This is a genomic window from Mycobacterium sp. 2YAF39 (assembly GCF_052114565.1).
In the GTDB taxonomy this organism is placed as follows: domain Bacteria; phylum Actinomycetota; class Actinomycetes; order Mycobacteriales; family Mycobacteriaceae; genus Mycobacterium.
On sequence record NZ_JBFREZ010000001.1, the window covers coordinates 939,888 to 961,139 of the forward strand.

At 66.5% G+C, this 21,252-nt stretch carries 22 protein-coding genes; 12 read left to right on the forward strand and 10 right to left on the reverse strand.

Annotated features, from left to right (window positions below):
• Complete coding sequence (locus tag AB4Z42_RS04740) at positions 1 to 519, forward strand: PH domain-containing protein (RefSeq protein ID WP_442007931.1); 519 nt, start codon at positions 1 to 3, stop codon at positions 517 to 519.
• On the opposite strand, the gene AB4Z42_RS04745 is transcribed toward AB4Z42_RS04740, so the two are convergent.
• A complete protein-coding gene (locus AB4Z42_RS04745) occupies positions 474 to 1,157 on the reverse strand; it encodes a GtrA family protein (RefSeq protein ID WP_442007932.1) in 684 nt (227 codons plus the stop codon). The two genes, AB4Z42_RS04740 and AB4Z42_RS04745, sit on opposite strands and share 46 nt — an antisense overlap.
• Before the next feature lie 93 nt (positions 1,158 to 1,250).
• Here AB4Z42_RS04745 and AB4Z42_RS04750 point away from each other — a divergent pair, with 93 nt between their 5' ends.
• The 3 genes from AB4Z42_RS04750 (at position 1,251) to AB4Z42_RS04760 (ending at position 4,205) form a co-directional block, all read left to right on the forward strand.
• Positions 1,251 to 2,471: a 5-(carboxyamino)imidazole ribonucleotide synthase gene (locus AB4Z42_RS04750; RefSeq protein WP_442007933.1), complete on the forward strand. Its 1,221-nt coding sequence runs from the start codon at positions 1,251 to 1,253 to the stop codon at positions 2,469 to 2,471.
• Positions 2,464 to 2,976, forward strand: a complete 513-nt coding sequence (gene purE / locus AB4Z42_RS04755; protein ID WP_442007934.1) for a 5-(carboxyamino)imidazole ribonucleotide mutase — start codon at positions 2,464 to 2,466, stop codon at positions 2,974 to 2,976. The genes AB4Z42_RS04750 and purE overlap by 8 nt, the downstream gene beginning before the upstream one ends.
• Positions 2,977 to 3,041: 65 nt before the next feature.
• Positions 3,042 to 4,205 carry an acyl-CoA dehydrogenase gene (locus AB4Z42_RS04760; RefSeq protein WP_442007935.1) on the forward strand — a complete coding sequence of 388 codons (1,164 nt, stop codon included), beginning with the start codon at positions 3,042 to 3,044 and terminating at the stop codon, positions 4,203 to 4,205.
• Here AB4Z42_RS04760 and AB4Z42_RS04765 read toward each other — a convergent pair.
• The 4 genes from AB4Z42_RS04765 to AB4Z42_RS04780 are packed head-to-tail and all read right to left on the reverse strand — an operon-like array spanning position 4,198 to position 8,477.
• Positions 4,198 to 5,595 carry a multicopper oxidase family protein gene (locus AB4Z42_RS04765; RefSeq protein ID WP_442008118.1) on the reverse strand — a complete coding sequence of 466 codons (1,398 nt, stop codon included), beginning with the start codon at positions 5,593 to 5,595 and terminating at the stop codon, positions 4,198 to 4,200. The two genes, AB4Z42_RS04760 and AB4Z42_RS04765, sit on opposite strands and share 8 nt — an antisense overlap.
• A gap of 49 nt (positions 5,596 to 5,644) precedes the next feature.
• Positions 5,645 to 6,298, reverse strand: a complete 654-nt coding sequence (locus tag AB4Z42_RS04770; protein WP_442007936.1) for a hypothetical protein — start codon at positions 6,296 to 6,298, stop codon at positions 5,645 to 5,647.
• Entirely contained in the window at positions 6,295 to 6,969 is a 675-nt protein-coding gene (locus AB4Z42_RS04775; protein WP_442008119.1) for a TIGR03089 family protein, read from the reverse strand. The genes AB4Z42_RS04770 and AB4Z42_RS04775 overlap by 4 nt, the downstream gene beginning before the upstream one ends.
• A gap of 38 nt (positions 6,970 to 7,007) precedes the next feature.
• The gene (locus AB4Z42_RS04780) at positions 7,008 to 8,477 is read right to left on the reverse strand and encodes an LCP family protein (protein WP_442007937.1); all 1,470 of its coding nucleotides are present in this window, start codon (positions 8,475 to 8,477) and stop codon (positions 7,008 to 7,010) included.
• A gap of 67 nt (positions 8,478 to 8,544) precedes the next feature.
• On the opposite strand from AB4Z42_RS04780, the gene rfbD reads away from it, so the two are divergent.
• From rfbD to AB4Z42_RS04795, 3 genes are read left to right on the forward strand one after another with little or no spacing between them, the layout of a single operon-like run.
• Entirely contained in the window at positions 8,545 to 9,411 is an 867-nt protein-coding gene (gene rfbD, locus AB4Z42_RS04785) for a dTDP-4-dehydrorhamnose reductase (RefSeq protein ID WP_442007938.1), read from the forward strand.
• A 36-nt stretch (positions 9,412 to 9,447) separates the two neighbouring features.
• Positions 9,448 to 10,344, forward strand: coding sequence for a glycosyltransferase family 2 protein (locus AB4Z42_RS04790; RefSeq protein WP_442007939.1), 897 nt, complete (start codon positions 9,448 to 9,450; stop codon positions 10,342 to 10,344).
• Complete coding sequence (locus AB4Z42_RS04795; protein WP_442007940.1) at positions 10,341 to 11,417, forward strand: sugar phosphate nucleotidyltransferase; 1,077 nt, start codon at positions 10,341 to 10,343, stop codon at positions 11,415 to 11,417. Before AB4Z42_RS04790 ends, AB4Z42_RS04795 begins: the two co-directional genes overlap by 4 nt.
• A 52-nt stretch (positions 11,418 to 11,469) precedes the next feature.
• Here AB4Z42_RS04795 and AB4Z42_RS04800 read toward each other — a convergent pair whose 3' ends face one another.
• The 3 genes from AB4Z42_RS04800 to cofD are packed head-to-tail and all read right to left on the reverse strand — an operon-like array spanning position 11,470 to position 14,353.
• A complete protein-coding gene (locus AB4Z42_RS04800) occupies positions 11,470 to 12,006 on the reverse strand; it encodes an NUDIX hydrolase (protein ID WP_442007941.1) in 537 nt (178 codons plus the stop codon).
• On the reverse strand, positions 12,003 to 13,343 hold the full coding sequence (locus AB4Z42_RS04805) for a coenzyme F420-0:L-glutamate ligase (RefSeq protein ID WP_442007942.1): 1,341 nt from the start codon (positions 13,341 to 13,343) through the stop codon (positions 12,003 to 12,005). The genes AB4Z42_RS04800 and AB4Z42_RS04805 overlap by 4 nt, the downstream gene beginning before the upstream one ends.
• Positions 13,340 to 14,353: a 2-phospho-L-lactate transferase gene (gene cofD / locus AB4Z42_RS04810; RefSeq protein ID WP_442007943.1), complete on the reverse strand. Its 1,014-nt coding sequence runs from the start codon at positions 14,351 to 14,353 to the stop codon at positions 13,340 to 13,342. Before cofD ends, AB4Z42_RS04805 begins: the two co-directional genes overlap by 4 nt.
• A gap of 294 nt (positions 14,354 to 14,647) precedes the next feature.
• On the opposite strand from cofD, the gene AB4Z42_RS04815 reads away from it, so the two are divergent.
• Positions 14,648 to 15,064: a WhiB family transcriptional regulator gene (locus tag AB4Z42_RS04815; protein WP_442007944.1), complete on the forward strand. Its 417-nt coding sequence runs from the start codon at positions 14,648 to 14,650 to the stop codon at positions 15,062 to 15,064.
• Between the two features lie 9 nt (positions 15,065 to 15,073).
• On the opposite strand, the gene AB4Z42_RS04820 is transcribed toward AB4Z42_RS04815, so the two are convergent.
• Entirely contained in the window at positions 15,074 to 15,496 is a 423-nt protein-coding gene (locus AB4Z42_RS04820; RefSeq protein WP_442008120.1) for a metallopeptidase family protein, read from the reverse strand.
• A 129-nt stretch (positions 15,497 to 15,625) separates the two neighbouring features.
• Between AB4Z42_RS04820 and AB4Z42_RS04825 the strand changes: the two genes are divergently transcribed.
• The 4 genes from AB4Z42_RS04825 (at position 15,626) to manA (ending at position 19,858) form a co-directional block, all read left to right on the forward strand.
• Positions 15,626 to 16,045, forward strand: coding sequence for a DUF3499 domain-containing protein (locus AB4Z42_RS04825; RefSeq protein ID WP_442007945.1), 420 nt, complete (start codon positions 15,626 to 15,628; stop codon positions 16,043 to 16,045).
• Positions 16,046 to 16,132: 87 nt separating this feature from the next.
• The gene (locus AB4Z42_RS04830; RefSeq protein WP_442007946.1) at positions 16,133 to 17,521 is read left to right on the forward strand and encodes a phosphomannomutase/phosphoglucomutase; all 1,389 of its coding nucleotides are present in this window, start codon (positions 16,133 to 16,135) and stop codon (positions 17,519 to 17,521) included.
• Positions 17,518 to 18,627, forward strand: coding sequence for a TobH protein (locus AB4Z42_RS04835; protein WP_442007947.1), 1,110 nt, complete (start codon positions 17,518 to 17,520; stop codon positions 18,625 to 18,627). Before AB4Z42_RS04830 ends, AB4Z42_RS04835 begins: the two co-directional genes overlap by 4 nt.
• A gap of 4 nt (positions 18,628 to 18,631) precedes the next feature.
• Positions 18,632 to 19,858 (forward strand): mannose-6-phosphate isomerase, class I, encoded by a 1,227-nt coding sequence (gene manA, locus AB4Z42_RS04840; RefSeq protein WP_442007948.1) that lies wholly within the window; start codon positions 18,632 to 18,634, stop codon positions 19,856 to 19,858.
• On the opposite strand, the gene AB4Z42_RS04845 is transcribed toward manA, so the two are convergent.
• Positions 19,855 to 21,231, reverse strand: a complete 1,377-nt coding sequence (locus tag AB4Z42_RS04845) for an FAD-dependent oxidoreductase (protein WP_442007949.1) — start codon at positions 21,229 to 21,231, stop codon at positions 19,855 to 19,857. The two genes, manA and AB4Z42_RS04845, sit on opposite strands and share 4 nt — an antisense overlap.
• Between the last annotated feature and the right edge of the window lie 21 nt (positions 21,232 to 21,252).

The window sequence follows — 21,252 nt, forward strand, 5'->3', positions numbered from 1 at the left end:
ATGGGATATCCAGACAAAGTGTTGGCCGCCGGCGAGCACGTGGTGATCCACCGCCACCCACATTGGAAGCGTCTGATCGGGCCGGTTCTGGTCCTGATAATTGCCACCGCGGTCGCTACGTTCGGAGCGGGTTACGTCAACACCACCGACTGGGACGACACCGCGGTCAACGTCGTGATGATCGTCATCGCCGTCGTTTGGTTGATCATCATCGTGTGGTTGACGGTGTGGCCGTTCCTCAACTGGTGGACAACACATTTCGTCATCACCGACCGTAGGGTGATGTTCCGGCACGGGCTGCTGACCCGTTCGGGTATCGACATCCCACTCGCGCGGATCAACAGCGTCGAATTCCGCCACGGTGTGCTCGATCGCATGCTGCGCACCGGCACGCTGATCATCGAGTCAGCGTCGCACGATCCCCTCGAATTTCAGGACATCCCGCAAGTGGAACAGGTCCACTCGCTGCTCTATCACGAAGTCTTCGACACCCTGGGTTCCGAGGAGTCGCCGAGCTGATCCAGTCGCCGCGCGCGCCGGGTCGGCCTGCGCAGCGGCGTGACGGTGCCGTCGGCGCCGGTCTGATGCAGAGCCGGGTCGCGGACATCCTCGAGGACCTCGGCGATGCCGCCGTCGGTGAGAGCGGATTCCAGCGCCTTGTCGGGGTTGCGACCGAACTCGTCGGGGAACACCCAGCGCCGGAACGCCCAGAAGCGGAAGGCCATCTGCAGCAGGTTGCCGACGACGTAGGCGGCGACGAAGTCGGAGATGTTCTCCACCGTCAGGCTGACCTCGGGGACACGCAGCATCAGCACGTAGCTCGAGAACCACAGCGGCGCCATCGAGAGAAGCACGCCCACGGCGCTGAACGCGAAGAACATCAGCGCTTCGTGATGTCGTTCCCGGCCGCCGCGGTCGCGGAAGCTCCATTCGCGGTTGAGGATGTATGACGCGATCACCGCGACGACACCCGCGATGATCTTCGCCGTCACAGGCTTGGGCTCCAGCACCGTGAGCTTCAGCGTGAAGAAGACCGCCGAGTCGATGACGAAGGTGGTGGCGCCGACGATCGCGAACTTGATCAGCTCATGGTGCCGTTCGAAGTAAGGCCGGATCGGGCTGGGTAGCCGCGCGATCGTGGCATCAGTGAAGGACACAACAGGGCAGTGTACGGAAAATGGCCACCTCACGCGTACCCGAGCAGGTCACCGTCGGTAAACCCGGGGTCCATCGCATGACAACATAGGCACGTGCCACGCAACCCGAGTGCGCCCCCGGTGGTGACCATGATCGGCGGCGGACAGCTGGCCAGGATGACCCATCAGGCTGCGATCGCGCTGGGGCAGACGCTGCGTGTGTTGGCCGCCTCACCGCAGGATCCGGCCGCGCAGGTGACCCCCGACGTGGTGATCGGCTCGCACGATGACCTCGACGCATTGCGACGTGCGGCCGTGGGCGCGGACGCGCTGACGTTCGACCACGAACACGTGCCGACCGAGATGCTCGAGAAGCTGATCGACGAAGGCGTGAACGTCGCTCCGCCGCCGTCGGCGCTGATCCACGCCCAGGACAAATTGGTGATGCGGCGGCGACTGGCGGCGCTCGGCGCGCCGGTACCGCGCTTCGCGTCCGTGACGTCTGTCGCGGACGTGGACGAGTTCGCCGCGGGTTCCGACGCGGGGCTGGTGATCAAGACCGTGCGTGGCGGCTACGACGGACGTGGCGTGACGCTGGCACGCGACGTCGCCCACGCCCGCGAGGCCGCCGCCGAGTATCTGGCGGCCGGCGTCGACATCCTCGTTGAGGAGAAGGTGGCGATGCGGCGCGAGCTCGCCGCGCTGGTGGCGCGTTCGCCGTTCGGCCAGGGGGCGGCATGGCCGGTGGTGCAGACCGTGCAGCGCGACGGCATCTGCGTCGAGGTTTTCGCGCCCGCCCCCACCCTGGACGACGAACTCGGCGGCGCTGCGGGGGGTCTCGCGTTGCGGCTGGCCCACGAACTCGGTGTGGTCGGGGTACTGGCCGTCGAATTGTTCGAGACCGTCGACGGATCGTTGTTGGTCAACGAATTGGCTATGCGGCCGCACAATTCGGGCCACTGGAGCATGGACGGTGCGCGCACCAGTCAGTTCGAGCAGCACATCCGCGCGGTGCTCGACTATCCGCTGGGGGACACGTCGCCGATCGCGCCGGTGACTGTCATGGCGAATGTTCTTGGTGCTCAAGATGTCCCGAAGATGGGCATGGATGAGCGACTGCATCATCTGTTCGGGCGGATGCCGGAGGCCAAGGTGCATCTGTACGGCAAGAGTGAACGTCCCGGCCGAAAGATCGGCCACGTCAACGTGCTCGGCGCGGCAGGCGGGTCGCCGGACGACGCGGCGTACGTCGCGGATGTGCGCGAACGCGCGGTGCGGGCCGCACACTGGTTGTCGCACGCCGAATGGACAGACGGGTGGAATGGGCATGACTGAGAGCCGCACGCCGCGCGTCGGCGTGATCATGGGCAGTGACAGCGACTGGTCGGTGATGGAGGACGCGGCGCAGGCGGTGGCCGAGTTCGACGTGCCGTTCGAGGTCGGAGTCGTCTCGGCGCACCGCACTCCCGATCGCATGCTCGACTACGCGAAGACGGCGGCGTCGCGCGGTATCGAGGTGATCATCGCCGGTGCGGGCGGGGCCGCCCACCTACCCGGCATGGTTGCCGCGGCGACACCGCTGCCCGTCATCGGCGTGCCGGTGCCGCTGGCCAAACTCGACGGCCTCGACTCGTTGCTGTCGATCGTGCAGATGCCTGCCGGTGTGCCCGTGGCCACCGTGTCGATCGGCGGCGGCCGCAACGCGGGACTGCTGGCTGTGCGGATTCTCGGTTCCTCGGATACCGCGCTGCGCGGGCGCGTCGAGGATTTCCAGCGTGAGCTCGCCGACATGGTGCTGCAGAAGGACACGGCGCTGCGTCAACGGCTGCTCGGGCCATAGGCTGCGCAATTGGGGTGGGGCGTCGCCGGGACGGTAAAGTTACCGACGAGTAGCAAGGAGTTGCCATGGCCATCGCAAACCCGTCATTCGACGCATTCAAGCTTTCTGAAGAGCACACCGAGTTGCGCGCGGTGCTGCGCGACCTGTGTGACAAGGAGATCGCGCCGCACGCAGCGGACGTCGACGAGAAGGCGCGCTACACCGACGAGGCGCTGGCCGCGCTGACCGCTGCCGGAATGGCCGCGATCCACATCCCCGAGGAATACGGCGGCCAAGGTGGGGACTCGGTGGCGGCGTGCATCGTCATCGAAGAGGTCGCGCGGGTGTGTGCGTCGTCGTCGCTGATCCCGATCTGCAACAAGCTCGGCACGATGGGCCTGCTGCTGCGCGGCTCCGAGGAGCTCAAGAAGCAGGTGCTGCCCAGCATCGCCGCCGGCGAAGCGGCGGCGTCGTATGCGCTTTCGGAACGTGAGGCGGGCAGCGATGCGGCGTCCATGCGTACCCGCGCGCGCCGTGACGGCGACGACTGGGTGCTCAACGGCGCCAAGTGCTGGATCTCCAACGGCGGGCACTCCACCTGGTACACGGTGATGGCGGTGACCGACCCCGACAAGGGCGCCAACGGTATTTCGGCGTTCGTCGTGCACAAGGACGATCCGGGTTTCGCCGTCGGCGCCAAGGAGCGCAAGTTGGGCATCAAGGGCTCACCGACGACGGAGTTGTACTTCGAGGACTGCCGCATCCCGGGCGACCGGATCATCGGCGACGAGGGGACCGGCTTCAAGACCGCGCTGGCGACGCTGGACCACACCCGGCCGACCATCGGTGCGCAGGCCGTCGGCATCGCCCAGGGCGCGCTCGAGGCGGCGATCGCATACACCAAGGAGCGCAAGCAGTTCCGTCAGCGCATCGCCGACTTCCAGGCTGTGCAGTTCATGCTCGCCGATATGGCGATGAAGATCGAGGCTGCCCGGCTGATGGTGTACACCGCCGCGGCACGCGCCGAGCGTGGCGAACCCGATCTCGGATTCATTTCCTCGGCCGCGAAGTGCTACGCCTCCGACGTCGCGATGTCGGTGACCACCGACGCCGTGCAGCTGTTCGGCGGCTACGGGTACACGGTGGACTTCCCCGTCGAGCGGTTCATGCGCGATGCCAAGATCACCCAGATTTACGAGGGCACCAACCAGATTCAGCGCGTCGTGATGTCGCGCGCGCTGCTCAAGTAGCGTATTCGAGGAAGAACGCCATACCTGCCTCAAGGTGATAGGTGTTGTGGCAGTGGGTGATCCACCGCCCGGGGTTGTTCGTGTCGAAGTCGACCTCGACAGTCTGCATCGGTGGTACCAGCACAGTGTCCTTGCGCGCCTTAGGAATATCGCCGTTCATCACCTGGAACGTGTGGCCGTGCAGGTGCAATGGGTGAAACATCATCGAGTCGTTGATGTAGCGGATCCGGACGCGCTGATTCGGTCTGACGGACACCCCTCCGTGCGGCGGGTTGTACAGCTTGCCGTTGATCGGCCAGTTGTAACCGTTGACCGGTCCGGCCAGGTGGGCGTCGATCAACTGATCGGGCGCCCGTGCAGGCAGAGTCACCTCCGGAATCGGTGACAGCGTTGCGGTGTTCAGTGGCACCTGGGTGCGCACCGAGGCGACGAACGCATCGACGTTCATCCCGGCGGGCGCGTGGTTGACCCGCATGTTCAGTTGGGCGTGGCCCTGTTTGCCCTCGGGTACGGCGATCAGCGGCAGCGACTCGTTGATAGTGATGACCGCGTCCACGCGTTCGCCCATGCCGAGGATCACGGAGTCCGCCTGCACCGGCACCACCGGGTAGCCGTCGGTTTGAATGACCCGCATCGGTGTGTCGGGCACCGCCACCCGGAACGCGGTGTCCGAGCCCGCGTTGATCACGCGCAGCCGGATCCGTTGGCCCATCCGGTAATCGACGACCTGCGGATCGCCGGGGACTCGGCCGTTGATGATGAAGTACGGGTAGGTGACGTCGCCGCCGTCCGCGCCGAGCGGGCTCGTCGGCGTCACACCAGGCCCGCCGGGTTTCATCGGCTTCATGCCCGTCCGGCGCAGGTCGGCGAACACCTGGTCGGGGTCGGTGCCGGTGCCGTCGATCCAATCATCGAGCACGACAACGAGTTCGCCGTCGTAGTCGACCTTCTCGTCTGGGTCCTCAACGATCAACGGACCGTACAGCCCACGGTCGAGTTGAGTGCCGACATGGGAATGAAACCAGTACGTTCCGGCGTCCGGTACGACGAAGTCATAGGCGAACGTCTGCCCGTTGCGCACCGCGTCCTGGGTGAGGATCGGCACCCCGTCCATATCGTTGACGATGGCGATTCCGTGCCAGTGCACGGTGACGTCCTGCGGCATGGCGTTGGACAGGTTCGCCCGCAGCCGGTCACCCTTGCGCACGCGAATCTCCCTAGCGGGCACCTCGTTTCCGTACGCCCAGGTCTTCAGGGTGGCGCCGGCGAGGTCGATGTCCGTCTCGCCGGCGGCCAGGGTGAGGTCAGGGGCTGTGGCTTCGCCCGACGGTGGTTGCGACTGCGAGCAGGCGGCCGCCACTCCGGCGACGCCTACAGCGCCCAGCACCATGAACTGCCGTCGGCCGATCACGAACCCAGCGTGGCACTTTGCGGCGCGTTTAGTAGCTCAGTCCGCAAAGTACCGGCAGCAAGGCCAAAATGGGGACCACGGGACGCGTCGGTGTGAACGAATACCGAGTCACGCGCCTGAGCCCAAGGTGCATGGCTTGGCGGTATGTCGTGGTGTTCAACGCCCACTGCGTATCCAGCGCCCATTGCCACAAGGGAGCCGACAACGACGGGCCGGGTTGGCCGGCGAGCACCTCGCCGATGTCGTCGCCCGACGGCCCTCGTACCGGCCACGGCGCTTTCCCATCGCAGGTGAACTCTGCGAGTGCGACGTCATCCGGCCCGTAGACGGTGACAACCTTCTTGTCCCGCTTCGTGTGTCCCAAATGCCGGCCGGTCGGGTCGGAAACGGTGACCGCTTCTTTCATGTAGCTGGAACTCGCGCGGGCCAGCGCACTGCCGTCGGCGCCGATCAGCTCGACATGGATGTCGTTCTTGGCGTCCATTCCGGTATAGGTGACGGCCTTCCACCACATCTGCGCGATCTTGCCGCCGTTGTGCACCCGCATCGTGCGCGCCAGTTGGGCCCCGTTCTGGCCGAACAGCTGCCAATGGTGCCCGGCTCCCGTACCTCCGGCACGGAATACTGCTGAGACACCGCCGCACGTGGTGAACTCCTCGAGCGTTCGGGCGGTGGGACTCACGAGTTGTCCCGGGTGATCTTCTCCGTCTGCCTGCGACGGTCCATCGCGGACGGGTCCGGATTCGCCACCTGTACGAGGGACGCACCGATCGCGAAGGGCGCCAGCATGTTGTCGGTCAGATCGTTCGCATTCGTCCAGTCGGCCGTCGACATCACCCGGTCGCCCGCCGTGAGCCCCTGCGCGGCGGCGGAGGCCAGGGCGCCCGAGAGCACGTCGTCGACAGACCGGCCATCCAGCGCGTTGCCAGGATTGCGCTCGGGGGAGATCTGGTCGCCGTGCACACGCACCGCGGTGGCGTAGTCCGTCAGGCCCACAGGAAGATCGGGCACCGGCTTGCCGAACGGGTCAAGCGACAACACCGCGATCTCCCCGACGCCGACGGCCTCGTCCGCTTCGCCGAGTCGCTCGGCAGTGCACAACGCGACGTCGGCTTGTCCGCCGGTGATGACCTCTGCGCCGATCCACCAGATGCCGAACAACACCGATGCCGTCTGCCAGTGCGCCGGTAACAGCACCGCGACCCGGCTCCCCGGGCCGACGCCCATCTCGTCGCGCAGAAGATTGCCGGTCTTGGCCGCCCAGTTCACGAGTGTGGCGGTGGACAACTCGATCCGCTCACCGGTCGCGTCGTCGTAATAGGTGATCCGCGGCCCGGCAGGGTCGGACGCCATGAGCGGATCAAGGATCGTCGAACTGAGTGTGCGCACGTCTAGTTGACGCACTCCGGGTCGTTGGAACCGGCGGTGAGGATCGGCGACGGCGCCAGTGGGGCCTCGTCTGTCGACTCGGCTGCGACGGGGTCGGCGGTGGACAGCGTCGGATCGGCACCGTCGAGACCCGAGCCGGGACCCGTGTAGTCGGTGGCCAGCACGACCCGCACCGACCCGGGGGCCACCGATGCATCCTCGACAATCGGCAGCCCACCCAGATCCTCGGAGATCGCCTGTGCGCCAAGGTCATCGGCTTTGGCGGCCTGGACCTGGCTGCTGGTCACCGACGCGTCCTCGAGATTGCCGGTGCTGCCCGCGGCAAAGCCCTTGGTGGTCAGCACCTGTGAGACCGCGGAGGCGAGCCCGTTGATGTCGGTGGCGTTGATGACGTCGGCGGTCGTCTTTTCCGGCGTGTACGCGAGCTCCTCGGTCTTGCCCTCGTCCTGGTCGTGCAGCAGTCCTGCGACCCAGTCCTTGACCTCGGTCGGGTCGACCCGCACGACGCTCTGCATTCCGTCGTCACTCCACCCGTTCTCCTTGAGAACGGGGATCGTGGCGAAAGCGACGTTGCCCGCCGCGAGCTTCTGCAGCTGCTCCGCGAATTGCATGACGTTCCAACCGTCGGAGAGCACCACGGACCGCTGCACAGCTTCCTCAAGCCGGTTCAGAGTCGACGGGCTGGACAGCGTCTTACCCGAAATGACTTCGTGGGCAAGCGATGCCATCACTGCCTGCTGACGCACCACCCGGTCGAGGTCGCCGCGGGGCAGGTCGTGACGCTGGCGAACGAAGCTCAGCGCCTGGGGCCCGCTCAATTTCTGCCAGCCCGCGGGGAAGTCGGCGCCTGAAAGCGGTTCGTAAACAGCGTTTTTCAGGCACACATCCACGCCGCCCAAGGCATCGGTGATGAGCGAGAATCCGAGTAACCCGATCTCGGCGTAGTGGTCGACGGTGACGCCGGTCAGGTTGGCCACCGTCTTGATCAGTGCCTCGCGGCCTGCCTCGACGGCCTGCGGCTCGGCCTGCGCCTTGTCCATTCCGTCTTGTTCGACGAGCTCGACGAGCTTCTCGAAGTGGGCCGAACCGTAGACGCCGTTGATCTTCATCTTCCCGGCTCCCGGCGCCTCGACGTAGGAGTCGCGCGGGATCGAGATCGCGGTGGCGGACTCCCCGTTGTTCGGGATCCTCACCAAGATGATGGTGTCGGTGTTGGTCGCCTCGTCGTCGCCGGCCCGCAGCGTCGCGAGTTCCTCCTCGGAAAGGGGGTTTCCGTGCGCATCCGTGCGGCTGTCCACGCCGACCAGCAGGATGTCGATCGCACCGTCTTCTCCGCCGCCGCCAAGAGACATCGGTGAAATGTGGTTGATGCCGGATTCGAACGACCGGATCTTGCCCCAGGCGACACCGGTACCGACGACGATCGCCAGCGCCACTGACACGGCAATGACACGGATTACGCGAGCGGGCATCAGCCCAGGCTACTTGCGAAAAGGGCGCAGAGTGGGGAGCGCGGGTCGGCGTGCCAGACTCGTCACTATGTCTTTTCGAGAGTCTGCCCGAATCGTTATCTCCGGTGCCGGTGGCATGGTCGGTACTGAATTGGCTGATCAGGCACGCAAGCAGGGGCGCGACGTGCTGGCGCTGACGTCGTCTGAGTGGGACATCACCGATGCACCGTCCGCTGAGCGATTCGTCGAATCCGGTGACGTGGTGATCAACTGCGCGGCCTACACGGCCGTCGACGCGGCCGAGTCCGACGAGGAACGTGCCCACGCCGTCAACGTCGTGGGTCCCGGCAATATCGCGCAGGCCTGTGCGCGCGCGGGAGCCGAATTCATCCACATCTCCACCGACTACGTCTTCTCCGGCCCCAAGCGCACCCCGTATGAGATCAATGACGAGACCGCGCCGGTGGGGGTGTACGGCCGCACCAAACTGGCGGGCGAGTTCGCCGTCCTCACGGCCATGCCCGACGCGCACATAGTCAGGACTGCGTGGATCTACGAGGGCGGCGACGGGGGCGACTTCGTCGCGGTGATGCGCAGGCTGGCCGCCGGCGACAAGACAGTGGACGTGGTCGACGACCAGATCGGCTCGCCGACCTACGCCGCCGATCTGGTGGGTGCGCTGCTGGAGGTGGCAGCAGGAAGCATCCGCGAGCCGGTGCTGCATGCGGCCAACGCCGGCGAGGCCAGCCGCTTCGAGCAGGCGCAGGCCGTGTTCGAGGGCGTCGGCGCAGATCCTGCCCGGGTGCGCCCGGTCGGCAGCGACCGGCATCCGCGGCCCGCACCGCGCCCGGAGTACTCGGCGTTGTCCGCGCGGTTGTCCGCCGAGGCGGGGCTGACCCCGCTGCGGCCGTGGCGCGAGGCGCTGGCCGCCGCGCTCGCCAAGCACGCCCATTAGCCTCTACGCCGTGAGTGACGAGTTGGTGGCCGTTACGTGACTGACGAATTGGTCGTGGTGACGGTGACGTATTCGCCGGGGCCACATCTGAATCGGTTCCTGGCGTCGCTGTCGCATGCCACCGATCGGGCCGTGACGGTCATCATGAGCGACAACGGCTCCACCGATGGCACGCCGGAAGAGGCGCTGGAGCACTATCCCAACGTGCGACTGTTCCGCACGGGTGCCAATGTGGGCTACGGCACTGCGGTCAATCGCGCTGTCGACAAGTTCTTGAAAGATGATGCAGCCGAAGCGATCTCGGATTTTTTCATCGTTGCCAATCCCGACGTGCAGTGGGGGCCGCGCAGCATCGACCTCCTCCTCGACGCGGCGGCCCGCTGGCCACGGGCGGGTGCCTTGGGGCCGCTGATCCGGGATCCGGACGGCACGGTCTACCCGTCGGCGCGGCACCTGCCCAGCCTGATCCGCGGCGGCATGCACGCGGTCGTCGGACCGCTGTGGCGATCCAATCCGTGGACCGCGGCCTACCGCCAGGCCAAGCTCGTGCCCAGCGAACGACCCGTCGGATGGCTGTCGGGCTCGTGCCTGTTGTTGCGGCGGGCAGCGTTCGATGAGGTGGCGGGATTCGACGAGCGCTACTTCATGTACATGGAGGACGTTGACCTAGGGGATCGCCTGGGCTGTGCCGGGTGGCAGAACGTCTATGTGCCGACGGCCGAGATCTTGCACGACAAGGGCCACACGACAGGGCGCGATCCGGCGCGCAACTTGGCTGCCCACCACACCAGTACCTACACTTTCCTGGCGGATCGCTATTCGCACTGGTCACAGGCTCCGCTGCGGTGGACAATCAAGGCCGCTCTCGTGACACGGGCGGGCCTGGTGGTCCGCAATGCCCGGCGAAAGCAGGCGAAAGGACGGCGCGGATGAACCCGGCACAAGTAGATGCCGTCATATTGGTGGGCGGTTTGGGCACCCGGCTGCGGCCGTTGACGCTCTCTGCCCCCAAACCGATGCTGCCGACAGCGGGCCTGCCGTTCCTTACTCACTTGTTGTCGAGGATCGCCGACGCCGGCATCGAGCACGTCGTGCTGGGCACCTCTTACAAGGCCGCGGTGTTCGAATCCGAGTTCGGCGACGGATCCAAGCTGGGCCTACAGATCGACTACGTCGTCGAGACCGAGCCCCTCGGCACGGGCGGCGGCATCGCGAATGTGGCGTCGAAGCTGCGGCACCCCACCGCGCTGGTCTTCAACGGCGACGTGCTGTCCGGTGCCGATCTCGGGGCGCTGCTGGAAAGCCACGAGAACAACAACGCCGACGTGACCCTGCACCTGGTACGGGTCGGCGATCCCAGGGCGTTCGGTTGTGTGCCCACCGATTCCGACGGTGTGGTCACCGCATTCCTGGAGAAGACTCAGGACCCGCCGACCGACCAGATCAACGCCGGGTGCTATGTCTTCAAGCGCGAGGTGATCGATCGCATCCCGAAGGGACGCGCACTGTCCGTCGAACGCGAAGTGTTCCCCGGGCTGCTGTCCGACGGCCTGCGGGTGTGCGGTTACGTCGACTCCACCTATTGGCGGGACATGGGCACGCCCGAGGACTTCGTGCGCGGGTCCGCCGATCTGGTCCGCGGTATCGCGCCGTCACCGGCGCTGAAGGGCCACCGCGGCGAGGAGCTGGTCCACGACGGTGCGAGCGTCGCGCCCGGCGCACTGTTGATCGGCGGCACTGTCGTCGGTCGTGGCGCCGAGATCGCGGGCGGCGCACGCCTGGACGGTGCGGTGATCTTCGACGGCGCCAAGGTCGGGGCCGGCGCCGTGATCGAGCGATCGATCATCGGCTTCGGCGCTCACATCGGACCGCGCGCGCTGATCCGCGACGGGGTGATCGGCGATGGCGCCGACATCGGCGCGCGCTGCGAACTGCTGCGTGGTGCACGGGTGTGGCCGGGTGTCACGATTCCCGACGGCGGCATCCGCTACTCCACCGACATCTGAGTTGCGATTTCGGCGTGGCTGGTCACGCTGAGCGTGACTGTGCACGCCGAAATCACCGGTTACGGGCGGCCGCCGCGAGTTGGGTGAGGCCGAAGTCCGTATCGTCGGGCAGCGCGTCCAGGGGCCACCACCGCAGATCAAGTGACTCGTCGCTGCGAACGATCTCCGCACCCGCCGGGGCGCGCACGATGAACTGCATGTCGAGGTGACGGGTCGGCACACCGAGGGAACACGTGACGGGGTGGACGTGCAGCGCCGCCAGCGACGGATCGATCGTCAGGCCGTCGATGCCCGACTCCTCGGTGGCCTCACGCAGTGCGGCGGCGACGATGTCGGCGTCGGACTCCTCGCAGTGCCCGCCGAGTTGTAGCCATCGGCCGAACCGTGGGTGCAGCGTGAGCAGCGCATGAGTTCCCGCGTGATCGACGACCAGTGCCGAACCTGTCACATGACCCGGTTCGCACGCGCGCAGGCAACCATCGGGGCGTGCGGCCAAAAACGCGAGCACGGCGTAGCGCAGGGTGTCCTGCGTGGGATCGGGTGCCTGCCATTCGGTCAACACTTCAACCGCCGAGGCGTGCAGGCTCACCTTCGCACCAGCAAGTCATCCGTCGACACCGGATCGCGTGGCCCCGACGGTTCCTCGGGATAGCCGATCGCAATGGCGCCCAACGGCTCCCAGTCCGCGGGAAGGCCCAGCTCGTCGCGCACCAGATCGGCGGCGAAGATGGTGGACCCGATCCAGCAGCTGCCCACACCGCGCACCGCGAGCGCGACAAGCAGCGCCTGCACGGCGGCCCCGACCGCGACGGTGAACATCGTGTGCTCCGCATCGGTGCGTTCGGCGTCCGGATAACTGTGCGCGCCGTCGGGCACCATGAACGGGATGACGAGTTCGGGTGCGTCGTAAAGGATGGTGCCACGACTGATGCGGTGTTCGATCGCCTCCGATGTTCGGCCGTCACCGCTTAGGTCCGTGCGCCACTTGGCCTTCATCCGGTCGAGCAGCGCCAGCCGCCGGGCCGGATCCTGCATCCACACGAACCGGACCGGCCGGGTGTGGTGCGGCGCGGGTGCGGTGAGTGCTTCGGCGACGGCGGATTCGATCAGCTCGGGCGCCACATGCTCACCGTTGAAGGTGCGCACCGACCGCCGCAACAGCTGGGCCTGGTTGCGGCCGAGCGCAATCGCCTCCTCGGTGCCCAGCCAGAACAGATCTTCGTCACCGGCCCGCACCAGATGACGGGCGTTGGTCCCGTTGTCCGGCAGGGACAGTCCGCGCACCACCGCGACCGGGATGTCGGTCAGCTTGCCCTTGACGAGGTCGGCTGCGGCGGCGATCTCGTCGGCGACGGCGATCTCGGTGACGATCAACTCGTTGCCGTGCCGGTCCACCGACCCCTCGTAGCCGTGCAACACCGACAACCCCGCCGCGCCGATCGCGACGTCGGTCTGTCCGTTGCGCCACGCTCGGCCCATGGTGTCGGTGACCACCACCCCGACGGTCACCCCGAGGCGTTCGCGCAGGCCGTCGCGAAGCGCCGCGGCACTTCCATCGGGATCGGTGGGCAGCAGCGCGAGCTCTGCGGAGTCGACGTTCGAACCATCCACGCCTGCGGCGGCCTGCACCAGGCCGATCTTGTTCTCGGTGATCAGTGTTTTGCCCTTGCGCGCCAGTACCCGCACGGCCTCCGCATCGATGAGCTTGCGCCGCAGATTGTCTCGCTCGTCGGCATCGATGGGTGCGTCGACGATGCGGCCCTCGCACTTGGAAATCACCTTGCTGGTGACCACCAGAATGTCATCGTCTCGCAGCCAGGGTGCCGCTGTAACGATGGCGGCGACCAGATCGTCACCCGGGCGGAACTCGGGAAGCCCTGGCACAGGCAGCATTTCGACGGCCGCGGCAGATCCGTGCTCCGTCATCGCGGTGGGTCCAGTTTCAGCCCGGCGAGATCCAAGCCCGCGCGCACCATTTCGGCCGTCGTCGCCGGATCGGTCATCAGCAGTGGCACCGCACGCACCTCGACGCCGTCGATTTCTGCATGGTCGCCCTCGTGTACCAGCCAGCCGTCCAGGATGCCGGTTCCGCTGCGGGCGCCGTAGTGGCTGCCGACCGCTTCGGAGGTGCTCGCCACCCCGATCACCGAAAGGCATTCGTCGGCCATGCCGCGCAACGGCTTACCGGCGACGATGGGGGAGTAGCCGATGACGCGGGCCGTCGTCGTACGCAGCGCGCCGCGGATCCCGGTGATGTTGAGGATCGACCCGATACTCACCACGGGATTGGACGGGGCCACCAACACGACGTCAGCCGTTTCGATGGACTCGACGACACCGGGACCGGCGGCCGCCGTATCGGCGCCGACGAACGCGAAACTATGTGTCGGTACCTGTGCGCGGTAGCGCACCCACCACTCCTGGAAGTGGATCGCCCGCTTCTCGCCTGCCGACTCACCGGGACCGGGATCGGTGATGACGACATGGGTTTCGCTGCGATCGTCGCTTGCGGGCAGTAGCCGCGCACCCGGCGACCATCGGTCACACAACGCTTGGGTCACCTGTGACAGCGGATATCCGGCACGCAACATCTGGCTGCGGACGAGATGGGTGGCGAGGTCGCGGTCGCCGAGTCCGAACCAATCAGGCTGCACACCGTAGGCCGCGAGTTCCTCCTTGGCATGCCAGGTTTCACCACGATGACCCCATCCGCGCTCCGGGTCGATCCCGCCGCCGAGGGTGTACATGCAGGTATCGAGATCCGGACAGATGCGTACGCCGAACATCCACGCGTCGTCTCCGACGTTGACGACGGCGGTCAATTCGTGTGGTGAGGGGTTCTGAGAATCCTCGAACTGGCCCAGCCCCAACAGGTGCTGGACGCCAAGCAGGAAGCGCGCGCCGCCGACGCCGCCGACCAGAACGGTGACCTTCACAGTGACCGACATTAGGCCGTCGGGCCGCGGCGGGGACACGTGGCCGAACGTGTGACAGACACGCCGATATCTCGACGCGCCGCATTCGGGTCACGGAATGGTATGAATTTCTGTTCCAACGCTTGACCACGGCAGCTAACGAGTGTGTAATCACACCAGTGTCATTTCGCGGTTGGCCGGCCGGTTTCGGTGTCGCAGACCGAGATTCGATCATATGTTCGAATCGAGATGGCCGCACAGAACAATAGTGGGGCTCTTATTACGGATCTACGACATCAGGTGAGGAGGCGGAAAATGTCTTTTGAGTACAGCGATTTCGATCATGTGGTCCGGTTCGACGACCGACTGCTCGGCTCAGTTGACAGCGCGCCGCACACCAATCCCGGACCGGCACCGTTCGAGACGCCTCGGCGTCCCCAGTTAAGTCTGGTGCCAGCCCCGATTGATGTGCCGTCGGCAATACCGGCAATGCCGGCAATGCTCACGCCGGAGGATGACCTCTGGCAAGAGAAGGCGCTGTGCGCCCAAACCGATCCCGAGGCGTTCTTCCCCGAGAAGGGCGGCTCGACCCGTGAGGCCAAGCGCATCTGCCTGGGCTGCGAAGTACGCGACGCGTGCCTCGACTACGCCCTGGCGAATGACGAGCGCTTCGGCATCTGGGGCGGCCTGTCCGAGCGTGAACGCCGTCGCCTCAAGCGCGGCGTGATTTAGACAGCTGGTTCACTCGTCGTCGATCGTCGGGTCGATGACGGAGGGCTCGACGCCCAAATAGGTGGCCACCTGTGCCACCAAGACTTCATGCAGCAGGTCCGAAAGTTCGACGGTGTCCTTCGCCCGTCGCTCGATCGGCTTGCGGAACAACACAATTCGCGCTCTCGTGGCGTTACCGCGGACATCGACGCCCGCCGGGATCAGCCGTGCCAGCGCGATCGGCCCGTCGGCGATGACCTCGGGCGGCCATTGCACGCTCTCGGGATCCTTCGGTGCGATGCGGGGGATCTCGTCGACGGCGATGTCCAGCCCCGAGACTCGGTCCTGCCACCGGCGTTCGATCGGCTCGTAGGCCTCCAGCGCGGCCATGTCGAACAGTTCGGCCCGGCTGCGCCAGCCGGGCACCGTCGCTGGAAGAAGCGACCCGCGCATTTCGCGGCCGCGGCGTGATCGCAGACGTCCACGCTGGGGCACGAAAGAGATCGTAACGGTTGAAGATCGACACTCAGCCGGCGCGCGTGTCCGGCGGCTTGCACCGTTTGCGCACGATAACCTCTCGCTGTGAACGTTCCCCGTCGCTGCTGCCGGCCCGGGTGCCCCCATTATGCGGTCGCGACGCTGACCTTTGTGTACTCGGACTCGACGGCAGTCGTCGGTCCGCTGGCCACGGTGTCCGAGCCGCATTCGTGGGATCTCTGCGTCCTGCATGCCGGCCGCATCACCGCGCCGCGTGGTTGGGAGCTTGTTCGCCATGCGGGTCCGCTGCCGTCGCACCCCGACGAGGACGATCTGGTGGCGCTGGCCGATGCGGTACGCGAAGGACGCGATGTCTCGCCACCCGTCAATGGCGTCGCCGCGGGATTTTCCGATCCCGTCACCGGTATGTCCGGCGGGGCGCTGATGGCACCGCCGGTTCGTCGGTCCGACACCAACGGTCGCCGACGGGGTCATCTGCGGGTGTTGCCAGACCCGCCTGAATAACGACGGGCCGAGGCGAGGACTAGTCGAAGTGTCGCGGCCATTCGACGGCTAGGCTGGCGAAAAGTAGTCCACGTCTCGAGGAGTTCTATGTCCCGGCCCGCCGCGGCTGTCCACCGTGTCATCAAGGCGTATGACGTGCGTGGCCTCGTCGGCGACGAACTCGATGAGCAATTCGTCGGCGAGATCGGCGGTGCGTTCGCCCGGCTCATGCGTGGCGAGAATGCCACGCAGGTCGTCATCGGCCACGACATGCGGGATAGCTCACCGGCACTCTCCGAAGCCTTCGCCGAAGGCGTCACCGCGCAGGGCCTCGACGTGGTGCGCATCGGACTGGCATCCACGGATCAGCTGTATTTCGCATCGGGTCTGCTGGACTGTCCCGGCGCGATGTTCACCGCGAGCCACAACCCCGCCGCCTACAACGGCATCAAGCTGTGCCGGGCCGAGGCCAAGCCCGTCGGCAAGGACACGGGGCTCACTGCGATCAGCGAGGACGTCATCGCGGGGGTGCCCGCCCACGACGGTCCCCGCGGCGCGATATCCGACCGCGACGTGCTCGCCGACTACGGTGACTTCCTGCGGTCGCTGGTGAGTCTCGCCGAGTTGCGCCCGATGAAGGTCGCCGTCGATGCGGGCAACGGGATGGCGGGCCACACCGCCCCCGCCGTGCTTGGAACCATCCCGTCGATCACGCTCGCTCCCTTGTTCTTCGAACTCGACGGCACGTTCCCCAACCACGAAGCCAATCCATTGGACCCCGCCAACCTTGTCGACCTGCAGGCGTACGTGTTGGGGACCGGTGCCGACATCGGACTCGCCTTCGACGGCGACGCCGACCGGTGCTTCGTGGTCGACGAGCTGGGTCGGCCGGTCTCGCCGTCGGCGGTGACGGCGTTGGTCGCCTCGCGCGAACTGAGTCGTGAGATCGGCGCGACGGTGATCTACAACTTGATCACGTCCAAAGCCGTTCCGGAACTTGTCGCCGAGCGTGGCGGTACTCCTGTGCGCTCACGCGTCGGCCACTCCTATATCAAGGGGCTGATGGCCGATACCGGCGCGATCTTCGGAGGAGAACACTCGGCGCACTACTACTTCCGCGACTTCTGGGGCGCCGACTCCGGCATGCTGGCGGCGCTGCATGTGCTGGCGGCACTGGGGGAGTCAAATCGGCCGTTGTCCGACTTGATGGCCGACTACCAGCGGTACGAGGCGTCCGGCGAGCTCAACTTCACCGTCACCGACGCCGAGGGATGCGTCGATGACGTGTTGTTGTCGTTCGGCGCGAGGATCCACTCGATCGACCACCTCGACGGCGTGACGGTCGATCTCGGCGACGGGTCCTGGTTCAACCTGCGCATGTCGAACACCGAGCCGTTGCTGAGGCTCAACGTCGAGGCGCGGACCACCGACGACGTCGATGCCATCGTCGCGCAGATCAGCGCGGGAATCGCCGCTCGCACCGAGGCGGCCACGTGAACGCCACCCGTTCGATCGTCGACTTCGACGATGTGGACGCACTGCTCACCGCCGACCGGGACGGCTCGCTGCGCGCGGCGGCGATGGCCGGCGCCCAGGTGCGCGCAACCGCGGCGGCACTCGACGAGGGCGAACTGGATCAGCTGAAAAGCGACGAGCCGCCCCGCACCGTGATTTGGGTGGCGGGCCGCGGAAACGCCGAAACGGCAGGCTCGTTGCTCGCGACCGCACTGGGCGGCTCGGTGACCGCACCGATCGTCGTCGCCTCCGAGGTGCCGCCGTGGATCGGCGCATTGGACGTTCTGATCGTCGCAGGCGACGACCCGGGAGATCCGGCACTGGTGTCCGCCGCCGCCACCGGAGTGCGTCGCGGCGCCCGCGTCGTCGTGGTCGCGCCATACGAGGGACCGCTGCGGGACGCGACCGCGGGACGGTCCGCCGCGCTGCCCCCTCGGGTATGGGTGCCCGACGAGTTCAGCTTCTGCCGCTACCTCGCCGCCGGGCTGGCGACACTGCACGCGGTCGACCCGGGGCTTCGGGTCGACCTGTCGGCGCTGGCCGACCAATTGGACGCAGAAGCGTTGCGCAACAGCGCCGGACGAGACCTGTTCACGAATCCCGCGAAGTCGCTGGCGGCGCGGATGTCGGGCTACGACGTCGTCATCGTCGGTGACAACGCGGCGACGCTGGTGTTGGCGCGACACGTCGCGGCAGTCATGCTGCGGATCGCCCACCGGGCCGTCGCCGCGGTGGGCCTGGCCGACGCGTTGGTCGCGTTGCGCAGCGGAATGGGTGACGCGTCGGACGCCGATCGTGAACAGTCGATATTCCACGACGAGCAGATCGATGGTCCAATCGCGCCGCGGATCCGGACGTTCGTGCTCGCGACCGACGCGGAGCGACCGGTCGTCGCCGCCAGGGTCGCAGGCATGGACAACGTGGACGTGATCAACGCCGAGGATGTCCCGGAGGCGCTGGACAGCTCAGACATCGAGCGCGTACCGGTAGCCGCCGCGGCAGGCCCCGGACGTCTGGAAGAACAACTTGCCCTGCTGGCCGTTCGGATGGAGATGACCGCCGTCTATATGAAGTTGGTTCGGGGTTGAGTCAGTGAACCTGCTACGGGGGGCCGTACGAACGTATGCGTGGGGGTCACGCACCGCGATTGCGAATTTCACTGGAAGACCAAGCCCCACAGCGCATCCCGAGGCCGAGCTATGGTTCGGTGCCCACCCGGGCGATCCCGCGTGGCTGGAGACCGAAACCGGTGAGCGGTCGCTGCTCGATACGTTGCGTGAAGATCCGGAGGGTCAGCTCGGAGCGGGCGTGCGTGGAAGATTCGGCGACACATTGCCGTTCCTGCTCAAGGTTCTCGCCGCAGACGAGCCGCTTTCGCTGCAGGCGCATCCCAGTGCACGGCAGGCGGCGGAGGGTTTCGCACGCGAGGACAGGCTGGGCATCCCGGTGACGGCGCCGAACCGCAACTATCGCGACGCCAGCCACAAGCCCGAAATCGTCATCGCCCTCGGCGAATTCGAGGCGCTCGCCGGTTTCCGTCCTGCGGAGCGCACCGTCGAGCTGATGCGCGCTCTGGCGGTGGTAGACCTCGACCCGTTCGTCAGCCTGCTCGCCGGCCAGCCCGACGCGGACGGCTTGCGGGCCCTGTTCACCACGTGGATCACCGCGCCGCAGCCCCACCTCGACGTGCTTGTCCCCGCCGTGATCGAAGGCGCGATCCACTACGTACGTTCGCGCAACAAGGAATTCGCGGCCGAGGCGAAGGCCGTCCTCGAACTGGGCGAGCGCTATCCGGGTGATGCGGGTGTGCTGGCCAGCTTGTTGCTCAACCGGATCACCCTCGAGCCCGGCGAGGCGATCTATCTGCCTGCGGGAAATCTGCACGCCTATCTGCATGGTATCGCTGTCGAGGTGATGGCCAACTCCGACAACGTGTTACGCGGTGGGCTGACCCCCAAGCACGTGGACGTGCCAGAGTTGCTGCGGGTGCTTGACTTCACACCGGCGAGCGAGGATCTTCTCCGCCCCGACATCATCGAGGACGGAATGGAACTGGTGTACGACACCCCGGCTCCGGAGTTCGCGGTCTCGGAGCTGCGTATCGACGGCGGGCAGCTCGGTCATGAAATCGACGCCCCAAGTCGCCATGACGGACCTCAGATCCTGTTGTGCACCGAGGGTTCGACGGTGGTGTACGCCAAGGGGGGCAACGTCACGCTCAGCAAGGGATCCGCCGCGTGGGTCGCTGCCGACGAAGGACCGATCCGCCTGACCGCCGACAGTCCGACGAAGCTTTTCCGGGCCACCGTAGGAATCTAGCGACCAGCGACGAGATCTCGTTCCCGCACTGCGGATCCTGAACGCCGCTCTGCCAGCCACAGCTTCATGTTGTGCCGGATCGTACGGCCGACGAGACGAGCAGAGGGCACCATGTAGAGACTGTCGAGGAGACTGAATCTGCGCAGAAACCATTCGGCCAGAACGGGATCCGTCTCCGCGGCGCCAAGGAACTGATCGAACAACCCGCCCACCGGCTTGAACCAGCGCGGCGCCTCGCCCGTGGCGTTGTGCAGGGTCAGATCGCCGATCGCGGTCATCACCCACACCGGATATGTGGTCTTGGCGGTGGCCTTTGCGAGCCGGGCGGCGACGTCAGGCTCCCCTGACTCCATTACCTCACGCAGGTTCGCGGCCTGGATGGCCGTCATGGTCATGCCTTGCCCGAAGGTGGGATTGAAGCTGACGACGGCGTCGCCGAACGGGAAGATGCCGCCGGGGAACCGGTCCAGTTTGTCGTAGCGGCGCCACCGACTGGTCGGATATTTGTGGAACGCCATCTCGCCGAGGGGTGTGCCCTGCCGCAGGGCCGACGACACGTGCGCGGGCAGCACATCGTCGGCAAGATCGCAGATCTGCGAAAAGTTCTGCGGCGGCTCGACCCTGGCGATGCCGAAGGTGGTCACGTTCCATACGCCGTCTTCATAGAAGAGCATGCCGACGCCGAGCGGTTGGTCGCGCGAGGCGCCGGCCACCACGACCTTCTCGGCGAGCAGGCCGTCGGGGACCTTTACCCGTTGGCTGGCATAGGCGATGCCGACGTCGACGGTCTCCTCGACCGGCCGTGGGTAACCCCACTTCTCGAGCCATACCGGTAGCCGGGTTCCCCGGCCCGCCGCGTCGACGACGAGATCGGCGGAGACCTCCTCATCGGAATCCAGCCGTACGCCGGTCACTCGTCGCAGTGCGGTGTCGTAGATCGGCTCGGCGACAGTCGCATTGACGACCTCGACGTTGTCGATCGCCAGAACGCGGCGGCGGATCTGCCACTCGAGCATCGGCCTACTGGGCACATAGGCGGTGAACTCGTCCTGCAGCCGATGCGCCGTGCCGAGCACATGACCCGCGGCGCCGAAGTGGATGCAGTCGGGCCGGTTCTCCAGAATCGGCACGCCGTCGGCGACCATGGTGTCGAGCAGGCCGGGGAAGTGGCTCTCGAATTCCTGCGCGCCGCGCGCCATCAGCAGGTGCACATGCTTGCCCTGAGGTACTGCCGCCCGGTTCGCCGGGCCGTCCGGCAGCTCGTCGCGCTCGTACACGGTCACCCGGTCGCACACATCGGACAGAACCCGGGCCGCGCACAAGCCCCCAAGGCTGGCCCCTATGACGATCGCGTGCTTATAACTCCGCCCCATGGTTCCCGACAGTACTGGGTA